The organism is Nocardioides luteus (assembly GCF_015752315.1).
In the GTDB taxonomy this organism is placed as follows: domain Bacteria; phylum Actinomycetota; class Actinomycetes; order Propionibacteriales; family Nocardioidaceae; genus Nocardioides.
Genome location: NZ_JADOVJ010000001.1, coordinates 4633239 through 4653253, shown reverse-complemented (window position 1 = coordinate 4653253; position 20015 = coordinate 4633239). Strand labels below are relative to the sequence as shown.

Annotated in this window: 16 protein-coding genes; 8 read left to right on the top strand and 8 right to left on the bottom strand. The window is 70.9% G+C overall.

Going from position 1 to position 20015, the window contains the following annotated elements; genetic code table 11:
- Positions 1–16: 16 nt before the first annotated feature.
- The 4 genes from HD557_RS22235 to HD557_RS22220 all read right to left on the bottom strand — a co-directional run bounded on the left by HD557_RS22235 (position 17) and on the right by HD557_RS22220 (position 7350).
- Entirely contained in the window at positions 17–2293 is a 2277-nt protein-coding gene (locus HD557_RS22235) for a serine/threonine-protein kinase (RefSeq protein ID WP_196875491.1), read from the bottom strand.
- A gap of 111 nt (positions 2294–2404) precedes the next feature.
- Positions 2405–3859 carry a hypothetical protein gene (locus HD557_RS22230; protein ID WP_231380411.1) on the bottom strand — a complete coding sequence of 485 codons (1455 nt, stop codon included), beginning with the start codon at positions 3857–3859 and terminating at the stop codon, positions 2405–2407.
- Positions 3860–3960: 101 nt separating this feature from the next.
- On the bottom strand, positions 3961–6216 hold the full coding sequence (locus HD557_RS22225; RefSeq protein ID WP_196875489.1) for an MMPL family transporter: 2256 nt from the start codon (positions 6214–6216) through the stop codon (positions 3961–3963).
- A 93-nt stretch (positions 6217–6309) separates the two neighbouring features.
- Complete coding sequence (locus HD557_RS22220) at positions 6310–7350, bottom strand: LLM class F420-dependent oxidoreductase (protein WP_008364088.1); 1041 nt, start codon at positions 7348–7350, stop codon at positions 6310–6312.
- Between the two features lie 23 nt (positions 7351–7373).
- Here HD557_RS22220 and fgd point away from each other — a divergent pair, with 23 nt between their 5' ends.
- The 3 genes from fgd to HD557_RS22205 all read left to right on the top strand — a co-directional run bounded on the left by fgd (position 7374) and on the right by HD557_RS22205 (position 10419).
- Positions 7374–8378 (top strand): glucose-6-phosphate dehydrogenase (coenzyme-F420), encoded by a 1005-nt coding sequence (gene fgd, locus HD557_RS22215; RefSeq protein ID WP_196875488.1) that lies wholly within the window; start codon positions 7374–7376, stop codon positions 8376–8378.
- 174 nt (positions 8379–8552) lie between these two features.
- The gene (locus HD557_RS22210; protein WP_231380410.1) at positions 8553–9527 is read left to right on the top strand and encodes an RNA polymerase subunit sigma-70; all 975 of its coding nucleotides are present in this window, start codon (positions 8553–8555) and stop codon (positions 9525–9527) included.
- A 109-nt stretch (positions 9528–9636) separates the two neighbouring features.
- Entirely contained in the window at positions 9637–10419 is a 783-nt protein-coding gene (locus HD557_RS22205; protein WP_196875487.1) for an SDR family NAD(P)-dependent oxidoreductase, read from the top strand.
- 9 nt (positions 10420–10428) lie between these two features.
- Here HD557_RS22205 and HD557_RS22200 read toward each other — a convergent pair whose 3' ends face one another.
- Both HD557_RS22200 and HD557_RS22195 read right to left on the bottom strand, forming a co-directional pair.
- The gene (locus HD557_RS22200) at positions 10429–12165 is read right to left on the bottom strand and encodes an ABC transporter ATP-binding protein (RefSeq protein ID WP_196875486.1); all 1737 of its coding nucleotides are present in this window, start codon (positions 12163–12165) and stop codon (positions 10429–10431) included.
- The gene (locus HD557_RS22195; RefSeq protein ID WP_307785686.1) at positions 12162–13898 is read right to left on the bottom strand and encodes an ABC transporter ATP-binding protein; all 1737 of its coding nucleotides are present in this window, start codon (positions 13896–13898) and stop codon (positions 12162–12164) included. The genes HD557_RS22200 and HD557_RS22195 overlap by 4 nt, the downstream gene beginning before the upstream one ends.
- A gap of 80 nt (positions 13899–13978) precedes the next feature.
- Between HD557_RS22195 and HD557_RS22190 the strand changes: the two genes are divergently transcribed.
- The 3 genes from HD557_RS22190 to HD557_RS22180 all read left to right on the top strand — a co-directional run bounded on the left by HD557_RS22190 (position 13979) and on the right by HD557_RS22180 (position 16333).
- The gene (locus tag HD557_RS22190; protein WP_231380409.1) at positions 13979–14704 is read left to right on the top strand and encodes an acyltransferase; all 726 of its coding nucleotides are present in this window, start codon (positions 13979–13981) and stop codon (positions 14702–14704) included.
- A gap of 100 nt (positions 14705–14804) precedes the next feature.
- Positions 14805–15683, top strand: a complete 879-nt coding sequence (locus HD557_RS22185; protein ID WP_008364080.1) for a glycerophosphodiester phosphodiesterase family protein — start codon at positions 14805–14807, stop codon at positions 15681–15683.
- Positions 15684–15712: 29 nt separating this feature from the next.
- Positions 15713–16333, top strand: coding sequence for a TetR/AcrR family transcriptional regulator (locus HD557_RS22180; RefSeq protein ID WP_196875483.1), 621 nt, complete (start codon positions 15713–15715; stop codon positions 16331–16333).
- Positions 16334–16377: 44 nt separating this feature from the next.
- Here the strand turns inward: HD557_RS22180 and HD557_RS22175 are convergent, their stop codons facing one another.
- Positions 16378–16629: a hypothetical protein gene (locus HD557_RS22175; RefSeq protein WP_196875482.1), complete on the bottom strand. Its 252-nt coding sequence runs from the start codon at positions 16627–16629 to the stop codon at positions 16378–16380.
- Entirely contained in the window at positions 16626–17927 is a 1302-nt protein-coding gene (locus HD557_RS22170; protein ID WP_307785685.1) for a PspC domain-containing protein, read from the bottom strand. Before HD557_RS22170 ends, HD557_RS22175 begins: the two co-directional genes overlap by 4 nt.
- Before the next feature lie 124 nt (positions 17928–18051).
- Here HD557_RS22170 and HD557_RS22165 point away from each other — a divergent pair, with 124 nt between their 5' ends.
- Positions 18052–19362 carry an ATP-binding protein gene (locus HD557_RS22165; RefSeq protein WP_196875480.1) on the top strand — a complete coding sequence of 437 codons (1311 nt, stop codon included), beginning with the start codon at positions 18052–18054 and terminating at the stop codon, positions 19360–19362.
- A complete protein-coding gene (locus HD557_RS22160; protein WP_091052906.1) occupies positions 19359–20006 on the top strand; it encodes a LuxR C-terminal-related transcriptional regulator in 648 nt (215 codons plus the stop codon). Before HD557_RS22165 ends, HD557_RS22160 begins: the two co-directional genes overlap by 4 nt.
- Positions 20007–20015: the final 9 nt, after the last annotated feature.

Here is a 20015-nt window from a genome sequence, read left to right as displayed (position 1 = left end):
CCGCCCAGTTGTCGAACTAGTTGTCGATCTGGGCGCTCGCCCCGGGGGCGGTGGCGACGAACTTGGCGGTCCAGTCCTTCGGGCCGGACCAGTCGACGATGGCGCCCTTGCCCTCGCCGTCGGGGGTGCCGGGCCAGGCGCACTTCGCGCCCTTCGCGTCGGAGCACTTGCCGCCGTTGAGGGTGAGCTTCACGTTGAACGGCTTGCCGGGCTGGAAGCCCTCGAAGGTCAGCCGCCAGGTGTTGCACTCGACCTTCTGCTTCGTATAGATCGGGTCGGTGCACTTGTCCTGCTTGATCCACTCGAGCTTCTTCGGCTCCGCCTTGCCGCAGGCCTCGGCGTCGGTGGCCTTCTCGGTGCCCCAGGCGAAGGTGACGGTGGTCTTGACCGCGATGCAGCCCTCGACGCCACCCTCGGTGACGGGGAGCTCGTAGGAGGAGCCCTTGAGCTCCTCGTAGCTGCTGCTGCCCGTCTTGGCGATCCCGATCACCGACTCCCCGCCGGGAGCGGTGGGCTCCTGCACGTCGAAGTCGACCTGCATGTAGGCGGGCTTGGGGGTCACCTTGGCGCCGAGCGCGTCGGCCTTGACGTAGCACTCGTCGAGGGCCTTGACGGCCTTGTCCTTGGCGGGACCGGCCGCGCCGGGGTCGCCGTCCTTGAGGAGGTCGCCGACGGCGAGGAGGCCGGCCATGGAGGTCTTGTCGACCTCCTTCTCCATGCAGCGGGTGTCGCCGACCTTCCAGTTGTCACCGATCTCGGTCGCCCAGGACTCGGTGCAGTCGAGCAGGCCCTGGGTGAACTTCATCGCGTCGTCGGCGGGCCACTCGCCGGTGTAGGTCCACTCGTCGCCGGCGTCGACGACCCCGTGGGAGCGCAGCTCGGCCGCGGGTACCTTGCCGACCAGGCTCTCGGCGGCGCAGGTCATCTGGTCCTCGCTGGCCCACCCCGGCTTGGGTACGCCGCTGGCGATCGCCTCGGCGGCCTTGCCGTCGTCGCCGTGGAGACCGAAGATGCCGAAGCCCTGGGTGAAGATGCCGACACCGAGCAGCAGGACCGCGGCGACCCCGCCGCCGACCATGGCGTAGAGCTTCTTCTTGTCGCCGCCGTCGCCCTGGCCGGCGTTGGAGTGGTGCGACGGCAGCCACTCGGGCTGGCCGCCGCCGGTGCCGCCGGTGGCGGAGGCAGCGGCTGCGGCGGCCGCAGCGACCGCGGGCAGGCCCTTGCCGCTGTGGACGACCGTGGAGTCGGTCTCGTTGGCGAGCGGCGCGGGGGTCGGGGTGCCCTCGCCGGGGCGCTTGACGATCGTCGGCTGGGCCTCGGCCTCGGGCGCCGGGGTGCCACCGCCGGAGGTGCCGCCGCTCGAGGTGGTGTCGTAGCTGGCACCGGGACGGGAGCCGAGATCGGCCGCGGCCACGCCTGCGGCACCGCCGATGACACCGCCGCCCAGGCCGGCCTCCTCGAGCCGGTCGGCGGCTTTGTCGAGGGCCTTGGAGAGCTCGGCGGCGGTCCGGAAGCGGTTCTCCGGCTTCTTCGCCAGCGCCCGCTGGATGATCGGGTTGATCAGGTCGGCACCCGGCGTCGCGGCGGGCAGCCGCGGCACCGGGCTGTTGATGTGGGCGCTCATCAGCTCGAAGTCGGTGCCGGTGTAGGGGGCCTTGCCGGTCAGGCAGGCCCACAGCAGACAGCCGGCGGCGTAGATGTCGCCCGCAGCGGTCGCCTGCTCACCCATGTGGCGCTCGGGCGACATGTAGGGCAGCGAGCCCACCACCGAGCCGGCGCGGGTCACGTTGGAGTCGCCCTCGGTCGCGATGCCGAAGTCGGTCAGGTAGGGGACGAGCTCGCCCTCCTGGCGCTCCCACAGGAGCACGTTGGACGGCTTCACGTCGCGGTGGACCACGCCGGCGCGGTGGGCGTCGAAGAGAGCGTCGCTGACGTCGCCGACCAGGCGCAGCGCCTGGACCGTCTCCAGGGCGCCGTTGGACTTCAGCCAGCCGTGCAGGTCGCCGTCCGGGACGTACTCGGTGACCAGGTAGACCGTGCCCTCGACCTCGCCGTACTCGATGATCTGGACGATGTTGCGCGAGCGCAGCTTGGCCAGGATGTTGGCCTCCCGCTCGAACCGGGTGATGAAGTCCTTGTCGACCGTGAGCGACGGCAGCACCAGCTTGAGCGCCACCTTGCGCCGCAGGGCCGGGTCCTTCGCCTGGTAGACGACACCCATGCCACCTTGACCCAGGACCCGCTCGATCACGTAGCGACCGAACTGCTCGCCTTCCTGGGGGAACGCAACCATCTTTAGAACCTCGCCCTGACTTTTTTACCCGAATGACGTCTGCCGAAACCCTAGCGTCCCGTCAACGATCGTCGTGCTCCAACGCCACGGGCGAGACCAATTGTTAAGGCGTTAGTTAGGAAGTACGGCGGTGAGTCCGTCGACCTCGGCCGTGAACCGGTCCTTCCAACCCTTGGGTGCGGTCCAGTTCGTCCAGGTGCCGCTCGGCTTGGTGACGAACGCGGTGTCCGAGCACCTACCCGACGCCGACTGGCAGTTGCCGCCGTTGAGCTTCAGCTTGATCGTGACGCTGGAGAGGAGCTCGTAGCCTTCGTAGTGGAGCGTCCAGGAGCTGCACGGGGCGAACTTCGGCTGGGCGCAGGACTTGTCCTTCGTCCACCACAGCCGGCGGTCCTTCGCCTTGCCGCAGGCCTCGGTCTCGCTGGTCTTCGTGGTGCCCCAGGGATAGCTGATCGACGCCTCGAACGTGGCGCAGCCCTCCTGGCCGCCCTCGCGCACGGGGATGTTGACCTTCCCGCCCGACACCGGGGTCCACTCGGTGGCGTCGGCGGACTTCGCCCGCAGGACCACCTCGCTGCCCTCGACGGCCGGGCCCTTGACGGAGAAGTCGACGCCGAGCACGGCAGGCGTCGCCGTCGCGGTCGGCTCGGTGAGCTCGTCGCTGGCGTAGCACTCGTCCAGCGCCGAGACGGCCTCGTCGGCCTTCTTCTGGACGCCGGCGTCCTCGACCTCCATCACCTGGGAGGTGATCAAGCCGGCCATCGCGGACTCGTCGACGTCGCCGAGACAGCCGGTGTCGGCCAGTGCCCACTCCGTGCCGATCGCCTTGCTCCAGTCGCCGGCGCACGAGAGCAGACCCTCGGAGTACGTCGTCGCCTGCTGCCCGCGCCAGGCGCCGGTGTAGGTGACGGTCTCGCCGCTGGTCTGGATCAGCCCGGCCTTCCGCAGAGCGTCGCTGCGCTCGTCCTTGACCAGCTGCTCAGCGGCGCACTTCGCGTCACCCTCGGAGGCCCAGGCCGGCTTCGGCGCGTCCGCGGCGATGGCGGTCACCGCCTTCTTGTCCTCGGCGCTCAGCGGCCCGAAGCCCAGTCGCCCGGTGAAGAACGCCCACGCCCCGGTGCCGAGCAGCGCGACCAGCACCACCGCGCCCGCGGCACCCAGACCGATCAGCAGCCCCTTGTTGCTCGTCTTCGGCTGGTGGTGCGGCGGCAGCCCGTAGGCCGAGCCGTACGTGACCGGCGGCTGTGCCGGAGGCGGGCCGTAGCCGCTCGGCGGTGCCGCCGGCATCGCCATCGTGGGTGGCGGCGGGGGCGGTGCTGCCGGGGGCTGGGCCGCCGGTGGCTGGGCCGTCGGGGGCCCGGCAGGCGGAGGAGACGACGGCGGCGGAGCAGTCGGCGGCCCAGCCGGGGGAACGGTCGGCGGAGGGGGCGGAGGCGGCGGCGGGGTGGGGCGCGCGCTGGGGATCCGGGTCGCGTCCGGGTCGACCGGGTTCGCGGGCTCGGGCGTCGGCGGCGGGGTGGGCCGCGGCGTACCGGGTCTCGTCTTGTCCTGGTCGTCTGGCCCCATGTCGCACGCCCCGCATGTCAGTGAAGTGGAGCGACCGGGCCGAGCGACCCGAGTCGTAGGGCACATCGTAAAGACACTTCGCCGAATTCGCAGCCGAGACCTCAGTACCGGCCGGGAGCGCGCGGACGCTGCTGCGGCGGCGGGTGGCCCCGGAGGTCTCGCGGGGGCCTGGGCGCGTACCCGTGCGGGGGCATCGGCGGGCCGCCAGCCGGGTGGGAGGAACGAGCGACCCTTCGCCCGCCGGTCAGCCTGCTCGGCCACCAGATGACGTCGCCGAGGTCGAGGTTGATGGCGGTGACCAGGACGGAGCGGACGACGAGGGTGTCGAGGAGCACGCCGAGGGCGATCGCCAGGCCGATCTCGATGAAGCTCACGTGCGGCAGCGTGGTGAGCACCGCGAACGTCGCGGCCAGGACCATGCCGGCGCTGGTGATCACCCCACCGGTCGCCGAGAGGGCGACCAGCGAGGCCCGTCGGGTGTCGCCGTGCTCGACGACCTCCTCGCGGACCCGGTGCATCAGGAAGATGTTGTAGTCGATGCCCAGCGCGACCAGGAAGACGAAGACGAACAGCGGGAACTCGCGACCCTGGCCGGCGAAGCCCATCGCGTCGAAGATGACCGCCGAGAGGCCGAGCGCGGCGCCGAAGCTCAGCACGACCGTGGCCATCAGGAGCAGCGGGGAGAGGACCGAGCGGAGCAGGATCATCAAGATGATCAGCACCAGGCCCAGCACCAGCGGCATCACGACCCGGGTGTCCCGGTCGGTCGCCGAGGCCATGTCGAGCTGGATCGCGGCGGTGCCGGTGGCGAGCGCGTCGGCGCCCTCGACGGAGTGGACCACGCTGCGTACGTCCTCGACGGTGTCGAACGAGGCCTTCGACATCGGGTCGGTGGACAGCGGGACCGCGGTCAGCGCGACCTCGTGCGTGCCGTCGGTGACCGGCGTGACGCCGTCGTAGCCCGCCTTCGTCAGCGCCTCGGCGACGTCCTTCTCGCTGCCCGGGGCGGAGACCACCTGGATCGGGTTGGACGGGTCGCCGAGGGCGTGCTCCTCGAGCACCCGGTCGCCGATCAGCGAGGGGAAGTCCTTGGTGTAGGTCTCCGAGCTGTCCAGCGTGGTGATGTTGAGCATCGAGAGCCCGCCGCAGCAGGCCAGCAGCACCGCGGCGGTGCCGATCCAGACCGCTCGCGGCCGCTTCCGGATCCACCCGCCCAGACGGGTCCAGATGCCGCCGTGCTTCTCGCCGGTGGTGCCGTACGCCGGCCTGACCGGCCAGAACACCCAGCGACCCGTGATCACCAGCAGCGCCGGGAGCAGGGTCAGCATCACCACGAGGCCGGCGACGATGCCGATCGCGCAGACCGGTCCGAGGCTGGCGGTCGAGCCCATGGTGGCGACCATCAGGCCGAGCATGCCGACCGTGACGGTGCCGGCCGAGGCGATGATCGCGGGCGCCGAGCCGCGCAGCGCCGCCGCCATCGCGACGTGCCGGTCCTGGTGGCGGCCGAGCTCCTCGCGATATCGGGCGATGAGCAGCAGGGCGTAGTCGGTGCCGGCGCCGAAGACGAGCACGTCGAGGATGGCCCGGTTCATCTGGTTGAGGGTCAGCCCGGCGTACTTCGCGCAGAGGTAGACGACGCCCATCGACACGACCAGCGCGACCAGCACCGAGACGAGCGGGAGGAACCAGAGCACCGGGCTGCGGTAGGTGATCAGCAGGATCACGATGACCACGCCGGCAGCCGCGTAGAGCAGCGCGCCGCCGATCCCGGCACCCGCCTCCATCTGGTCGGCGGTGGAGCCGCCGGCACCGCCGATGTAGACGTCGACGCCGTCGATCTCGGTCAGCTCGACCAGGTCGTCGCGCAGGTCGAGCAGCGCGGTCGGGTCCTCGTCGGCGTAGTTGACCACGAGCGAGACCGTGGCGACCTCGCCGTCGGCGGAGACCAGACCCTGCTTCTGGCCCTTCTTCTCGCCGGTCGGGTAGGCGATCGCCGGCATCACCGGCTGATCGGGCTTGCTCTCCTGGGTGACCACCCCGTCCAAGGACGCGATCTCCGGGATCTGCAGCACGATCGCGGTGTAGTCGGCCTTCGTCAGGCCGCCCTCGCGGTGGTAGACGATCGTGGTGGTCAGGTCGTCGGGGTCCTGCACCTTGGCGAGCTCGTCGATCGCCCGGGTCGACTCCGCGTTGGCCGGGAGCCAGTCGGAGTTGTCGTGGGACTCGACGTCGCCGAGCTTGCCGGTCAGCGGACCCATCAGGACCAGCATCACCAGCCAGAAGCCGAGCACGACCCATTTCGTGACGGGTCCGGTGATGCTGGTCGCGAGTTGGGCGCCGATCCGCTCAGACATGCGTCCATGCAACCAATGCCCGTGGGGGCAAGGTCACAGGGGGACGGCCGGGCCGGCCGTGGGGGTAAGCGAGGTCACAGCCGGCCGGGGAGGTCAGACCAGCCACTCCTTGACCTGGGCGATCGACGCGAGACCGTCGGTGCCGGCGGCGGGAGTGACCTGGAGGCTGGTCACGCCGGCCTCCTTGAACGCCGCGATCCGCTCCTTCACGAACGACTCCGGTCCGACCAGGTTGCCCGCCTCGAGCCAGGCCTCGGGCACCTCGGCCTCGGCGTCGCGCTTGTGGCCGTCGAGGTAGAGGTCCTGGATCTTCTTGGCCGCGTCGCCGAAGCCGTACTTCACGGCCATGTCGTTGTAGAAGTTCTTGCCGCGGGCGCCCATGCCGCCGACGTACAGCGCCAGCAGGCCGCGCATCGTGTCGCGGTGACGCTTGGCCTCGTCGGGGTCGTCGGTGATCGCGAGCAGGCCGCCGGCGGAGATCTCGAGGGGCTTGAGGTCGGGCGAGCGCTTGGCCAGGCCCTTGTCGATCGCCTCGCCCCAGACGTCGCGGGCCTTGTCGGGCAGGAACTGGAACGGCAGCCAGCCGTCGGCGACCTCGGCGGTCATGGCGACGTTGTTGTCACCCAGCGCGGCGACCCAGATCGGGGTGTCGGCGCGCTCGGGCCGGTTGAGCAGCTTGAGCGGCTTGCCGAGCCCGGTGCCCTGGTCGGCCGGCAGCGGGATCTTGTAGAGCCCGTCGCTCTGCAGCCGCTCACCGCGCAGCCCGGCGCGCAGGAGCCCGATGATCTCGCGGGTGCGGGCCAATGGCTTGTCGTACGCCACACCGTGGAAGCCCTCGATGACCTGAGGCCCGCTCGCGCCGAGGCCCAGGATCGCGCGCCCGCCGGAGACGTTGTCGAGACCGGCTGCGGTCTGGAGCAGTGCTCCCGGCGTACGGCTGTAGATGTTGAGGATGCCTGCGCCGAGCTCGACCGTCTCGGTCTTCGCGGCCAGGTAGCCGAGCAGCGAGACCGCGTCGAAGCCGTACGGCTCGGCGACCCAGAGCTGGTCGAGCCCTGCTTTCTCCAGGCCGACGACCTGGTCTGCGGTGTCACGCGGGTTGCCGAAGTAGGTCAAGGGCATCGCAAGCTTCATGAAGGGGAGGCTACCGTGGGCGCGTGACGGAGATCAGGTTCGGATACAAGGCGTCCAACGAGCAGTTCGCACCGACGGAGCTGCTGAACTACGGCGTGATGGCGGAGGAGCAGGGTTTCGACTCGGTCTTCATCTCCGACCATCTCCAGCCCTGGCGACACGACGGCGGACACGCGCCGTTCGCGATGACCTGGCTGGGCGCGCTCGGCGCGCGCACGGAGCGGATCGTGATGGGCACCTCGGTGCTCACCCCGACGTTCCGCTACCACCCGGCGATCGTGGCGCAGTCGTTCGCGACCCTGGGCTCGCTTTTCCCCGACCGCGTCGTGCTCGGGATGGGCACCGGTGAGGCGATGAACGAGGCGCCGCTGGGTGTGGAGTGGCCCGAGGGCAAGGTGCGCTTCGCGCGGTTCCGCGAGGCCGTGCGGGTGATCAAGAAGCTCTGGTCCGAGGACCGGGTCACCTTCGAGGGCGACTACTACCAGCTCGACCGGGCCACCATCTACGACAAGCCCTCCACCCCGGTCCCGATCTACCTGGCGGGCTCGGGTCCGGCGGCGACGAAGTACGCCGGCCGTGCCGGTGACGGCTACATCACCACCTCCGGCAAGGGCGCCGAGCTCTACACCGAGACGCTGCTCCCGGCCGTGCGCACCGGGATCGAGCTCTCCGGCCGCAAGCCGGAGGACGTCGACATGATGATCGAGGTCAAGGTCTCCTTCGACCACGACCTCGAGCAGGCGATGGAGGCCACTCGCTTTTGGGGCGCCCTCGGCCTCACCCCCGAGCAGAAGCACTCCGTCGAGGACCCGGTGGAGATGCAGCGTCTCGCCGACGCGCTCCCGACCGAGGCGACCGCCAAGCGGTTCATCGTGTCGACCGACCCGGACGAGCACGTCGCCCGGATCAAGGAATACCTCGACATGGGCTTCACCCACCTGGTCTTCCACGCTCCGGGTCCGGACCAGGCGAAGTTCCTGAAGCTCTACGGTGAGGAGATCCTCCCCAAGCTCCGGGCTCTCATCTGAGCCTGACCCTGGGCCCCGGGCAAGGCCAGGGCCCCGGCTGGGAATCAGAGCCGGGGCCCTGGGAGGACCGCCCCACATACCTACTACGCCCTTCATTTAACTTGCGTTGCACCTGTTTGAGATCGGTTGCGAATTCCGTTTCCGGTGCCGACGTGAGGCTCTACGCTCCCAGCCATGAGCGTGACGACCGACCCGTTCGCGGAGGCCGCCGAGAAGCACCGGCGTGAGCTGAGGGTGCACTGCTACCGGATGGTGGCGAGCTTCGACGAGGCCGAGGACCTGGTGCAGGAGACGCTGGTCAAGGCGTGGGAGCGCCGTGACCAGCTGACCGACCCCGAGGCGATGCGAGCGTGGCTCTACCGGATCGCGACCAACACCTGCCTCGACTTCCTGCGCCGCAACGAGCGACGCCCGAGAACGTACGCCGCGCTGCCGGGGTTCGACCACGGCACCGGTGAGCCCCCGGAGCTGCTGGAGTGGCTCCAGCCGTTCCCCGACTCCCTGCTGGAGCCGGAGCGCCCCGAGGAGGAGGCGGTCGCACGGGAGACGATCGAGCTGGTCTTCCTGACCGCGATCCAGCACTTGACCCCGCAGCAGCGGGCGGTCTTCGTCTTCCGGGAGGTGCTCGGCTGGTCGGCCGCCGACACCGCGGCCGCGCTCGACGTCAGTGTCGCCACGGTCAACTCGCTGCTCCAGCGCGCCAAGCCCGCGCTGCGCCGTCACCTCCCCGAGGACCGGTCGGCCTGGCGCACCGAGGGGCCGACCGAGGAGGAGCGCAAGGTCATCGACGCCTACATCGCCGCGGGGGAGAGCAACTGGCGCGAGGGGATCACCGACCTGCTGACCAGCGACGCGGTGCTGACCATGCCGCCGAACCCGTTCTGGTTCTCCACCCGGCAGGCGCTGATCGACTTCGTGCTGCCCAACCTGGACCCGTCCTCGCCGACCTACCTGGGGGAGTGGCGCTTCGTCCCGGCGAGCGCCAACCGGATGCCGGCGGTCGCGGGCTACGTACGCCGCCCGGGGACGACGATCTACCGCCCGCAGACGCTCGACGTGCTCCGCGTGGTCGACGGCAGGATCGCTCAGATCACCACGTTCGAACCGCATCTCTTCCCCGCCTTCGGGCTCCCGCAGGCGCTGACCTGAGCACGGACCAGAAAAAAGTTCGGGCGCACCCGATGAGTGGACGAGGTGGCGTACGTCCTAACGGTCAGATCACGCACACCGGGTGCGTGAGGACACCTCAGGAGACATCGTGAACGCACAGCTTCAGGACCGCACCGCCATCGTCTGGGGCGGCGCGGGGGACATCGGATCGAGCACCGCGAAGGCCTTCGCCGAGGCGGGCGCCACGGTCTATCTGGCCGGTCGTACCGAGGCCACGCTCGCGGCCAGGGCCGAGGAGGTCGGTGCCGCCGGCTACGGCGTGGTCGACATCCTCGACGAGGACGCCGTGGTCGCCTTCGTCGAGCGGGTCGTCGCCGAGACCGGCTCGCTCGACATCTCGTTCAACGTCGCCGACCGTGGCGACATCCAGGGGCAGGCGCTGCTGGAGATCTCGGCCGCCGACTACACCCAGCCGGTCCTCCGCGGCATCACCGGCTCCTTCCACACCGCCCGCGCGGCGGCCCGGCAGATGGTGGGGCAGAAGCGAGGCGTCGTGATCGCGCTCGACTCCGGCTCCGCGCGCGGCTCGGCCCCCGGGATGGGTGGGACCAGTGCCGCCGACGGTGCGCTCGACGCGCTGGTCCGTGACCTGGCGGCCGAGGTCGGGCCCTCCGGCGTACGCGTCGTGGGGATCTGGACGGCCGGGATCACCGAGACCTTCACCGCGGAGAAGTTCGAGCGGGTCCTCGGGACGCGGCTCCCGGAGGAGGCGCTCGCGGGGATCCGGGCGAACCTCGACGGGCTGCGGATGACCGAGCGGTCCCCGCGGCTGAAGGAGGTCGCCGACACCGCGACCTTCCTCGCCTCCGACGGCGCCGGGGCTATCACCGGCACCTGGCTCAACGTGACCAGCGGGATGTACCCGAGCTGAGCCGCGAGGTCAGGTGCGCCAGGAGTCCCAGAGCCGGGCATAGGACCCGCGGGAGGCGACGAGCTCGTCGTGAGGGCCGAACTCGGTGATCCGGCCGTCCTCGACCACGGCGACACGATCGGCGTCATGGGCGGAGAAGAGCCGATGGGCGATCGCGATGACCGTACGTCCCTCCAGCACCGCGGCCAGCGACCGCTCCAGGTGCCGGGCGGCGCGGGGGTCGATCAGCGAGGTCGCCTCGTCCAGCACCAGGGTGTGCGGATCGGCGAGGACGAGCCGGGCCAGGGCGACCTGCTGGGCCTGCGGTGCGGTCAGGGCGCGGCCCCCGGAGCCGACCTCGGTGTCCAGGCCGTCCGGGAGTGCCACGACCCACTCGCGGGCATCCACCGCCGCCAGGGCGTCGAGCACCTCGGCGTCCGAGGCTCCGGGGCGCGCCAGGACCAGGTTGTCGCGCACGGTCCCCGCGAAGACGTGGTGCTCCTGGGTGACCAGCGCGACATGCCCGCGCAGCTCGTCGAGCGGCAGGTCGACCAGCGGCACACCACCCACCGTCACGGCTCCCGTACGCGGCGGATGGATGCCCGCGAGCAGCCGCCCGAGCGTCGACTTGCCGGCGCCGGAGGGCCCGACCATGGCCACCCGCTCGCCGACCCCGATGTCCATCGAGATCCCGTGGAGGACATCGCGGCCCTCGGCGTAGGAGAACCTCACCTCGGAGGCCCGGATCTTCTCGTCGGTGGGCTCGGCGCCGGTGGCCACCCGGTCGTCGGGGACGTGCGCGACACCGAGAAGTCGGGCCAGGGACGTGTTGCCCATCTGCAGCTCGTCGAGGATCGAGACGATGCGGTCGACAGGATCGATCAGCATCTGGACGTACAGCGTCGCCGCGGTCACGTCGCCGAGCGAGCAGACGCCCTGGGTGTAGAGCCAGCCGCCGAACAGCAGCGTGACGACCGTGGGTACGAGGTAGGAGATCTCCATCGCCGGGAAGAAGACGGTCCGCAGGAACAGCGTGTAGCGCTCGGCGCGGAACGATTCCGCGATGTCGGCGTCACCGGCCTCGACCCTGGCGCGCTGGAGGCCGAGCGCCTCGACCGTGCGCGACCCCTCGGCGGTCTCGGTGAGCGTCGAGTTGATCTGGGAGTAGGTCGCCGACTCGCGCAGGTAGCCGTCCTTGGCGCGGCGGAGATACCAGCGCAGGCCGATCACGAGCGCCGGCACGCCGAGCAGGCAGGGCAGCGCGACCCACCAGCCGACGGTGAGCGCGGCGACGAGCGTCGCGACCGCGGTCAGGCAGGCGATCGTCCACTCCGGCAGCGCGTAGCGGATCGACCAGTTGAGCTGGTCGACGTCGCGGCCGGTGCGGGTCAGCAGGTCGCCGGAGCCGGCGTCCTCGACGGTGCCCAGCGGGAGCGCCAGGGTGTTGTCGACGAACTCCTCGCGCAGCTCGGCCAGCACCTGCTCGCCCAGGACCTGGGACAGGAGCCGGGCATACCGGGTGAGCAGCACCTGGACCACGAGGAACCCGGCCAGAAGTGCCAGCAGAAGGTCCACGTGACCGGCGGTCGTGCCCTTCTCGACCGACTCGACCAGGTCACCGATCAGTCGTGGCGGTGCCAGCGCGGCACCCGCGGCGAGCAGGTGCAGGCCCAGCGCACCCCAGAGCATCCGTGGGTGGCGGCGGGCCAGGGTGGCGACATAGGCGCGTACGTCCTTGTTCGACGCCACCGGGAGCGCGGTTGTCACGACGTGACCTCTTCCTCTACGTCTCGCACGACCACACGCCGGTAGCCGGGGCAGCTCTGCAGCAGGTCGTGGTGCGTCCCGATGGCGGCGACCTTCCCCTCCTCGAGGAAGACGACTTCGTCGGCGGTGTCGAGCAGCAGCGGGCTGGTGGTGGTGACCACGGTCGTCCGCCCGGCGCGGTGTGCACTCAGCCGCGAGGCGATCCTGGCCTCGGTGTGGGCGTCGACCGCCGAGGTCGGCTCGACGAGGATCAGGATCTCGGGATCGAGGGTGAGCACCCGGGCCAGCGTCAGCCGTTGGCGCTGACCGCCCGAGAGACTGCGGCCACGCTCGGTCACCTGGGCCTCGTAGCCCTCGGGAAGGGCTTCCAGGATGTCCTCGGCCGATGCCGTGTGCACCGCTGCCTCGGTGCCTGCCCTCCCGGCCCGGCCGGTCGCGTCGAGGACCTCGCCCAACGGGCCCGAGAAGAGCTGGGTGCCGGTGTCGGAGACGACGATCCTGCTGCGTACGTCCGCCAGCGGCAGATCGCACAGCGGAACTCCGCCGAGCGTGACCGACCCGTCCGTCAGGTCGTCCGGCGGTGCCATCCGGCCGAGCCGGTCGGCGAGGTGAGAGGTGTCATCGGGCTGCTCGGAGACCAGTGCCGTCAGTCGTCCGGGCTCGATGCGCAGCCCCGAGACGACGTCGCGGAGCTCGGAGCCCGCGGGAGGCATGGGCAGCGGAGAGTCGAGGGAGACGTTGTCCGGATCCAGCGCGAGGACCGTGATGACCCGCTTGGCCGAGACCCGGGCACGGATGAACTTGTTGGCGTACTCCACCACGGTCCTCAGCGGCAGCATCAGGAACGCGGCGTAGCCGTAGAACGCGACCAGCTGCCCCGCCGTGATCTCGCCCGCGACCGCCATCCGCGCGCCGAGCCACACCACGGCGACCACGAACAGCCCGGGCAGCAGGATCTGCATCGCGTCGAGCACCGACTGCAGCCGCGCGACGCGGACCCCGGCGTGGCGTACGTCCTGCGACTGCCGGCGATAGCGCGCGCCGAAGACCTCCTCCCCGCCGATCCCACGCAGCACCCGCAGCCCGCCCACGATGTCGGCCGCGGTGTTGGACAGCTCGCCCATCAGCTGCCGCTGGTCGGCCGAGACCTTCTGCAGCGGCGAGAGCAGCGGGCCGACGAGAAGCACGACGAAAGGTACGCCGATCAGCACCACGAGCCCGAGCGTGACCGAGGTCTGCAGCAGGACGACGGCGACGACCACGAAGGAGACCACCGCGCCGGAGAACCGGGCGGAGACGTCCATGACCTGACCGATGTGGGACAGGTCGGAGGTGCCGATCGCGGCGACCTCGCCGGTCGAGACCTTGCGGGGGAGGGAGGCGCCGAGGCGTACGGACTGTCGGGTCACCAGCTGCACCACCCGGTAGGCCGCGGTCAGCCAGTTGGTCACCGCGAACCGGTGGCGCATGATCCCCGCGACCGCCTGCACCAGGCCGACGCCGAGCAGCACGGCCGCGTAGGCGCTGAGCGTGGGGATGTCCTTGGTCGCCACACCCTCGTCGATCGCACGGCCGATCACCAGCGGCATCACCGCCTGGGCGCACATCCAGACGATCCCGAAGAACATCCCGCCCAGCAGGGTGTCCCACTGCCCCCTCGCCATCCACCACAGGAACCGGCCGGGGGACCGATGGTCCGCGACCCCGGGATCGTCGAGAGGGAGTCTGCGCACCTGACCGATTATCAGCATCTCGGGACGGGGTTGCGAACGGTTTTCCTGTCGCGCGAGCCGTGCGGGTTATGGTTCCCGGCATGTCGTGGACCAGGGGTGAGCCGCTCACCGACGTACATCGGGAGCGGCTCGTCGCCGCAGGGCTCGATCCGGAGGTGCTCGTCGGTCTCGAGCTGAGCGAGATCACCGGGCCGCTGCCCGAGTGGTGGCACGAGGGCGGCAACGCGCTCTACCTGCGCGACGGCTTCCGGCTCGACGAGCGGCTGATCGACCTGCTCGGGTTCTACCCGTTCTCGGACGCGCTGATCGTGGTCGCGACCGACATCACCTCGATGCAGGCGCTGCTGGTCGGCGGCGACCGGCCGACGATCTTCATCGGCCCGGACACGAGCATGGTCTGGGGCGAGATCTATTGCGGCGGCGATTCCGCGGTGATCCTCTCCGGCGGTCTCGTCGCCACCTCGCGCGCGCAGATCGACGCCCGCAACGGTGGCTCGATCGTCACCGCCCGCGACCAGCTCTGGGCCGCCAACGTCTACGTCGCCACCGACGACATGCACCGGCTCGAGGACGGCGAGACGGGGCAGCGGATCAATCCGTACGGCGCCCACATCCGCCTCGGCGAGCACGTCTGGCTCGGCCGCGACGCGATCGTCACCGGTCACGTCGAGATCGGTGACGGCGCCGTCGTCGGGATGCGCAGCATGGTCCGCAACCAGAAGGTCGAACCGCGTACGGCCGTGGCCGGCGTGCCGGCCCGGCTGATCCGTGAGAACGTCGTCTGGTCCGGCGAGGACACTCCCTGAGGGTGCGAACCGCGGTGCCGATCGGATGGCCTGCCGCTCGTAACGTCCCATTCACATTGCGCCCGCCGCGGCGTCGCTGCCGGCACGCACGCTTGGCGCCATGGCATCGGCCTCCCGCCCCCTTGTGATCGGCCATCGCGGAGCCCCCGGCTACCTGCCGGAGCACTCCCTGGAGTCCTACCGCCTGGCGCTGCGCCAGGGCGTGGACGCACTCGAGACCGACGTGGTGATGACGCGTGACGGGGTCATGGTGCTCCGGCACGAGAACGAGCTCACCCGCACCACGGACGTGGCCTCTCGCCCGGAGTTCGCGGAGCGGCGTACGACCAAGGTGATCAGCGGCAAGAAGTGGACCGGCTGGTTCACCGAGGACTTCACCTTCGCCGAGCTGCTCAGCCTCGGCGCGCCGACGACGAGCCAGCCGATCATCACCCTCGACACGCTGCTGCTGCTCGTCGCCGACGAGTCGCAGCGCCGCGGCCGGCGGGTCGGGCTGCACGTCGAGGTCAAGCACCCGACCTACTTCGCCTCCATCGGCCTGCCCGTCACCGAAACCCTCCTGCAGACCCTCGCCGACCACGGCGTCGAGGCCTGGAACAGCCTCCCGGGTCTGCCGACGCAGCGGTTGTGGCTGCAGAGCTTCGACGAGGCGTGGGTGCGCGAGATGAGCACCCGCACGGACCTGCCCCTGGTGCAGCTGGTCGACAAGAAGTGGGGTGCCGTCGACTGCGCGGAGATCGCGACGTACGCCCAGGCCATCGGTCCGAAGAAGTCGATGGTCCGCAAGAAGGGCCAGCCGCCGACCGGCCTGGCCGACGAGGCCCACCGGCACGGTCTGAAGGTCTTCGTGTGGACCCTGAAAGCAGGCCGCGACCAGGCGAATCGCCTGTTCGAGGCAGGGGTCGACGGGGTGTTCGCCGACTACCCCAACCGGCCGATCGCGGCTTTGGCCGACATCACAGCGTCGCAGACCGCCTGAGGCTGGCGCGCCCCCGTAGGGTGAGGGGCATGCCGCCCCTCAACGCGGACCGCGCGGTCCTGATCGCTGCTCGCGAGGTGCTGCTCCGGGACCCCCGCGCGACGATGGCCGCGGTCGCCGAGGAGGCGGGGATGGGCGTGGCCGGTCTCTACCGCCGCTATGCCAACAAGCAGGCGCTGCTGCGCGCGGTCGCCGCCGACAGCTACCGCCGCTACATCGCCTTCGCGGAGGCGGCGCTGAGCGACACCGACGACCCCTGGCACGCGTTCACCGGCTTCCTGAGCCAGGTGCTCGACGACGGCCTCCCGCGGCTCACCCTCGCCCTGCGCGGCGAGGTCCACCTCGACCAGGACCTGCATGACCTGGACAAGCTCGCCGTGGACACCACCAACCGGCTCCTGCGCGGCGCCCGCGGCAGCGGCATCCTCCGCCCCGACGTCACCCGCGCCGACATCGCCGTGATCCTCGAGCAGATCGGCCGCATCGACGTAGGCGATGACGTACGCAGCGCCGCCCTGCGCCGCCGATACCTGGCCCTCGTCTGCGACGGTCTGCGCGCGGAGGCCGCCAGCCGCCGGCTTCCCGGTCCGCCGCCGCACGAGGCCGAGCTCATCGGAGGTTGGTCGGGGGAGATCTCCAGCGTCTCCTGAGGCGTCACTCCGGTCGGGCGAGGCGTCACCGTACTGCCGACTCGTCAGCTCTTCCTGAGCAGCGCGGCGAGCAGCCCGACGGAGCCGCCGACGATCCACGGGATCGGGAGCAGCCAGCGGAGGTCCTCGATGCTGTTGATGACCACCGTGCCGCTGACGATCAGCGCCCAGACCACGAAGAAGACGAGGAAGGCGAGGCCCATGACGAGGTGGCCGATGTTGACCGGGTGCCGTCCGGTGGGCTTCGCCTCACCGGCGCGATCCTCGAAGCGAGGCGGGGCGTAGTCGTGGCTCATGGGGTCCTCCTCCCGGCCGTCCCGACGAAGCGTACGGCTCTGGGGTCGCTCTCCTCGTAGACGTTGATCGCCCCGAGGTCGGCCGTCGCGGTCAGGTGCAGGTCGGCGTCGTCGGCGAGGCCGGGCTCGCTGCCTTCCTCCCCGGCGACGTGGGTGCGGGCCAGGGCGAACCCGCCGAGGTCGCTGCGGGTCTCGTCGAAGACCTGGGCCTCGCCCAGCGCGCCGAGCGTCGCCTCCGCGGCGACGGTGGCGTCGTCGGGGACGATCACGGTGATCTCGCCGAACGAGCTGGTGATGTCGAGGTCGCGGCCGTCGAGCGTCTTCGGGTCGATCGCGCTCAGGTCGACGACGATCGCGCCCGCGTCGACCACGTAGGAGCTCTCCAGGGCCGCGACGCTGCGGGGGTGGATCTCGATGCTGCTGCCGGTCTCGAGGTTCGACATGTCGATCATCGTGAGCGGAAGGGCAGCCAGGGAGACCAGTCCGAGGAAGATCAGGCCGCCGGCACGGCCCCAGAAGGCGCCGAGCACGAGGAAGCCGCCGAAGACGGCCAGCAGCGCGGCCGGGTAGGCACTGGTCGGGACCGACATCCAGTCGGCCACGTCGACGAGCCCGAGGACGCCCACGACCAGAGCGGCGACCGCGATGGCGCGGCCGAACAGCAGCGGCGGGCGCCGGCGGCCGACCGGCCGGATCGGCGCGTGCGGGTCGTAGGTGCCGGGCGCCCAGGGCGCCGGAAGATAGCGCGTCGGCGCGGCGGGAGCGCGGGCGGGCACGTCGCCGGTCGGGGTGGGAACGACCGGCGGAGGCCCGCCCTGCTTGCGGCGGCCCCACTTGCCGCGGTTGGCGTACCAGAGCGCGACCACCGCGAGCACGGCGAGCCAGAACCAGGGGACGCTGGTGTCGCCGAACGCGTCACTGAGCAGCGAGATCGTGGCGATGCCACCGGCGATCCAGAGCAGCAGGTTGCGGGCAGGGGGCCCGACCGGGATGAGCCCGTCCTCGGCGCCGTCCTCGGGCACAAGCAGCCAGGCCGCGACGTACACGATCCCGCCGGAACCGCCGAAGAAGACCGCCACCACCAGCATCACCCGCACCAGGAGCGGGTCGACGTCGAAGTGGCGTGCGATCCCACCCGCGACGCCGGCGATGTGCCGTCCCTCCGGGGACGCCTGGGTCGTACGCCGCAGGGCACTGAGGTTGCGCAGCTGCTCGCCGCTGGGGCGGGTGCGCGCCTCGGAGACAGGCGATGGCGGCTCCGGGGTTGGAGGCAGCGGCGCCTCGGGCGGGATCGTCACACCCCTACTCTGACCCCTCGGCCCGTCGCAGGCCATCAGGGACGGCCCTGAGTTCTCGACGCGCCAGGATCAGGGTGAATCCTCATGGCACCCGCCCCCGGTTGGTGTGACGATGGTTGTCATCATGACGACGACCCATGCGACGGCAGAGCTGCCGGCACCGCCCCCGGAGCCCGCGGTACGCCGCGCCTACCGAGACACCGACGCGTCGGTGATCGGTGGCGTGGCCGCCGGCCTGGCCGAGCACCTCGGCCTGCCGGTGCTGGCCGTGCGCGCGTTCTTCGTGGTGACGGCGGTGTTCAGCGGCTTCGGCGTGGTGCTCTACGCCGCGCTGTGGATCTTCATCCCCGCCGCACCCCACATCGAGCAGTCCACCCCGGGCGGCGAGAGCGCGACCCGCGGCGGCCGCCGCCCGTCCTCGCGCCCCGGAGGCGTCGACAAGGGGCCGGCGATCGCGCTGCTCGCGCTCGGGTTCGGCGCCGTCGTGCTCTTCGACACGGTGCTCGGCGCGGGCGCCCTGATCTGGCCGGCGATGCTCGGCGTCGCCGGTGTCGCGCTGCTGTGGCGCCAGGCCGACGCCGCCCAGCGCGAGCGCTGGATCGACGGCACCGGGCGTCTCGACCTGGTGCGGATGGTCTTCGGCAAGGGCGGCTGGCGGGCCTATGTCCGGGTCGGGGTCGGCGTCGGGCTGATGCTGTTCGCGGTGATCCTCGCCGGTGGCCAGCTCGACCTCGGCAACGCCACCGCGCTGATCATCGCCGGGCTGATCGTGCTCGCCGCGGGCTTCCTCGTCGCCGGGCCGTGGGTGCGTCAGCTCGCCAGCGACCTCGGCAGCGAGCGCGAGGAGCGGATCCGGAGCCAGGAGCGCGCCGACATGGCCGCCCACCTGCACGACTCCGTCCTCCAGACGCTCGCGCTGATCCAGCGCAACTCCGGCGACCCTGCGATGGTGCAGAAGCTCGCCCGCGCCCAGGAGCGTGACCTGCGGGAGTGGCTCTTCTCGACCCCGGCCGAGGCCGACGAGACCTTCGCCGCGGCGCTGAAGGCGGCCACCGCCGAGGTCGAGGACGCCCACGGCGTGACCGTCGACGTGGTGGTCGTCGGCGACGGGCCCTACGACGAGACGGTGAGGCCCATCGTCGCCGCCACCCGCGAGGCCGTCACCAACGCCGCCAAGCACGCCGGCACCGGACGGGTCGACGTCTACGCGGAGGCGACCGATGAGGCCTTCGAGGTCTTCGTCCGCGACCGCGGCGCCGGCTTCGTGGTGGACGAGATCTCCGCGGACCGGCACGGCGTACGCGACAGCATCATCGACCGGATGTCGCGCCACGGCGGCTCGGCTGTGGTGAGATCGTCACCGGGAGAAGGCACCGAGGTGCGGCTGAAGCAGCCTCGCACGAAGGAGGCCGGGTATGAAGGAGAACGGGCATGAGTGAGGTCAAGGTCGTCATCGTGGACGACCACGCGATGTTCCGCACCGGCGTACGCGCCGAGCTGAGCCGGTCGCCGGTCATCCGGATCGTCGGGGAGGCCGAGGACGTCGACACCGCGGTCAAGGCGATCGCGGAGGGCAAGCCCGACGTGGTGCTGCTCGACGTGCACCTCCCCGGTGGTGGCGGCGTCGAGGTGATGCGCAAGGCCCCGGCCGTCGACGGCTCGCCGCGCTATCTCGCGCTGTCGGTCTCCGACGCGGCCGAGGACGTCATCGGCACCATCCGCGGCGGTGCCCGCGGCTACGTCACCAAGACCATCACCGGCGCCGAGCTGGTCGCCGCGATCCAGCGGGTGTCCGGGGGAGACGCGGTCTTCTCGCCGCGCCTGGCCGGCTTCGTGCTCGATGCCTTCGCCGGCACCATCGCCATCGCCGACATCGACGAGGACCTCGACCGTCTGACCGAACGAGAGCGCGAGGTGATGCGCCTCATCGCCCGCGGCTACTCCTACAAGGAGGTCGCCGGAGAGCTGTTCATCTCGATCAAGACGGTCGAGACCCACATGTCCAACGTGCTGCGCAAGCTGCAGCTGTCGAGCCGTCACGAGCTCACTCGCTGGGCCAACGACCGCCGCCTGCTCTAGGGGTCCCGG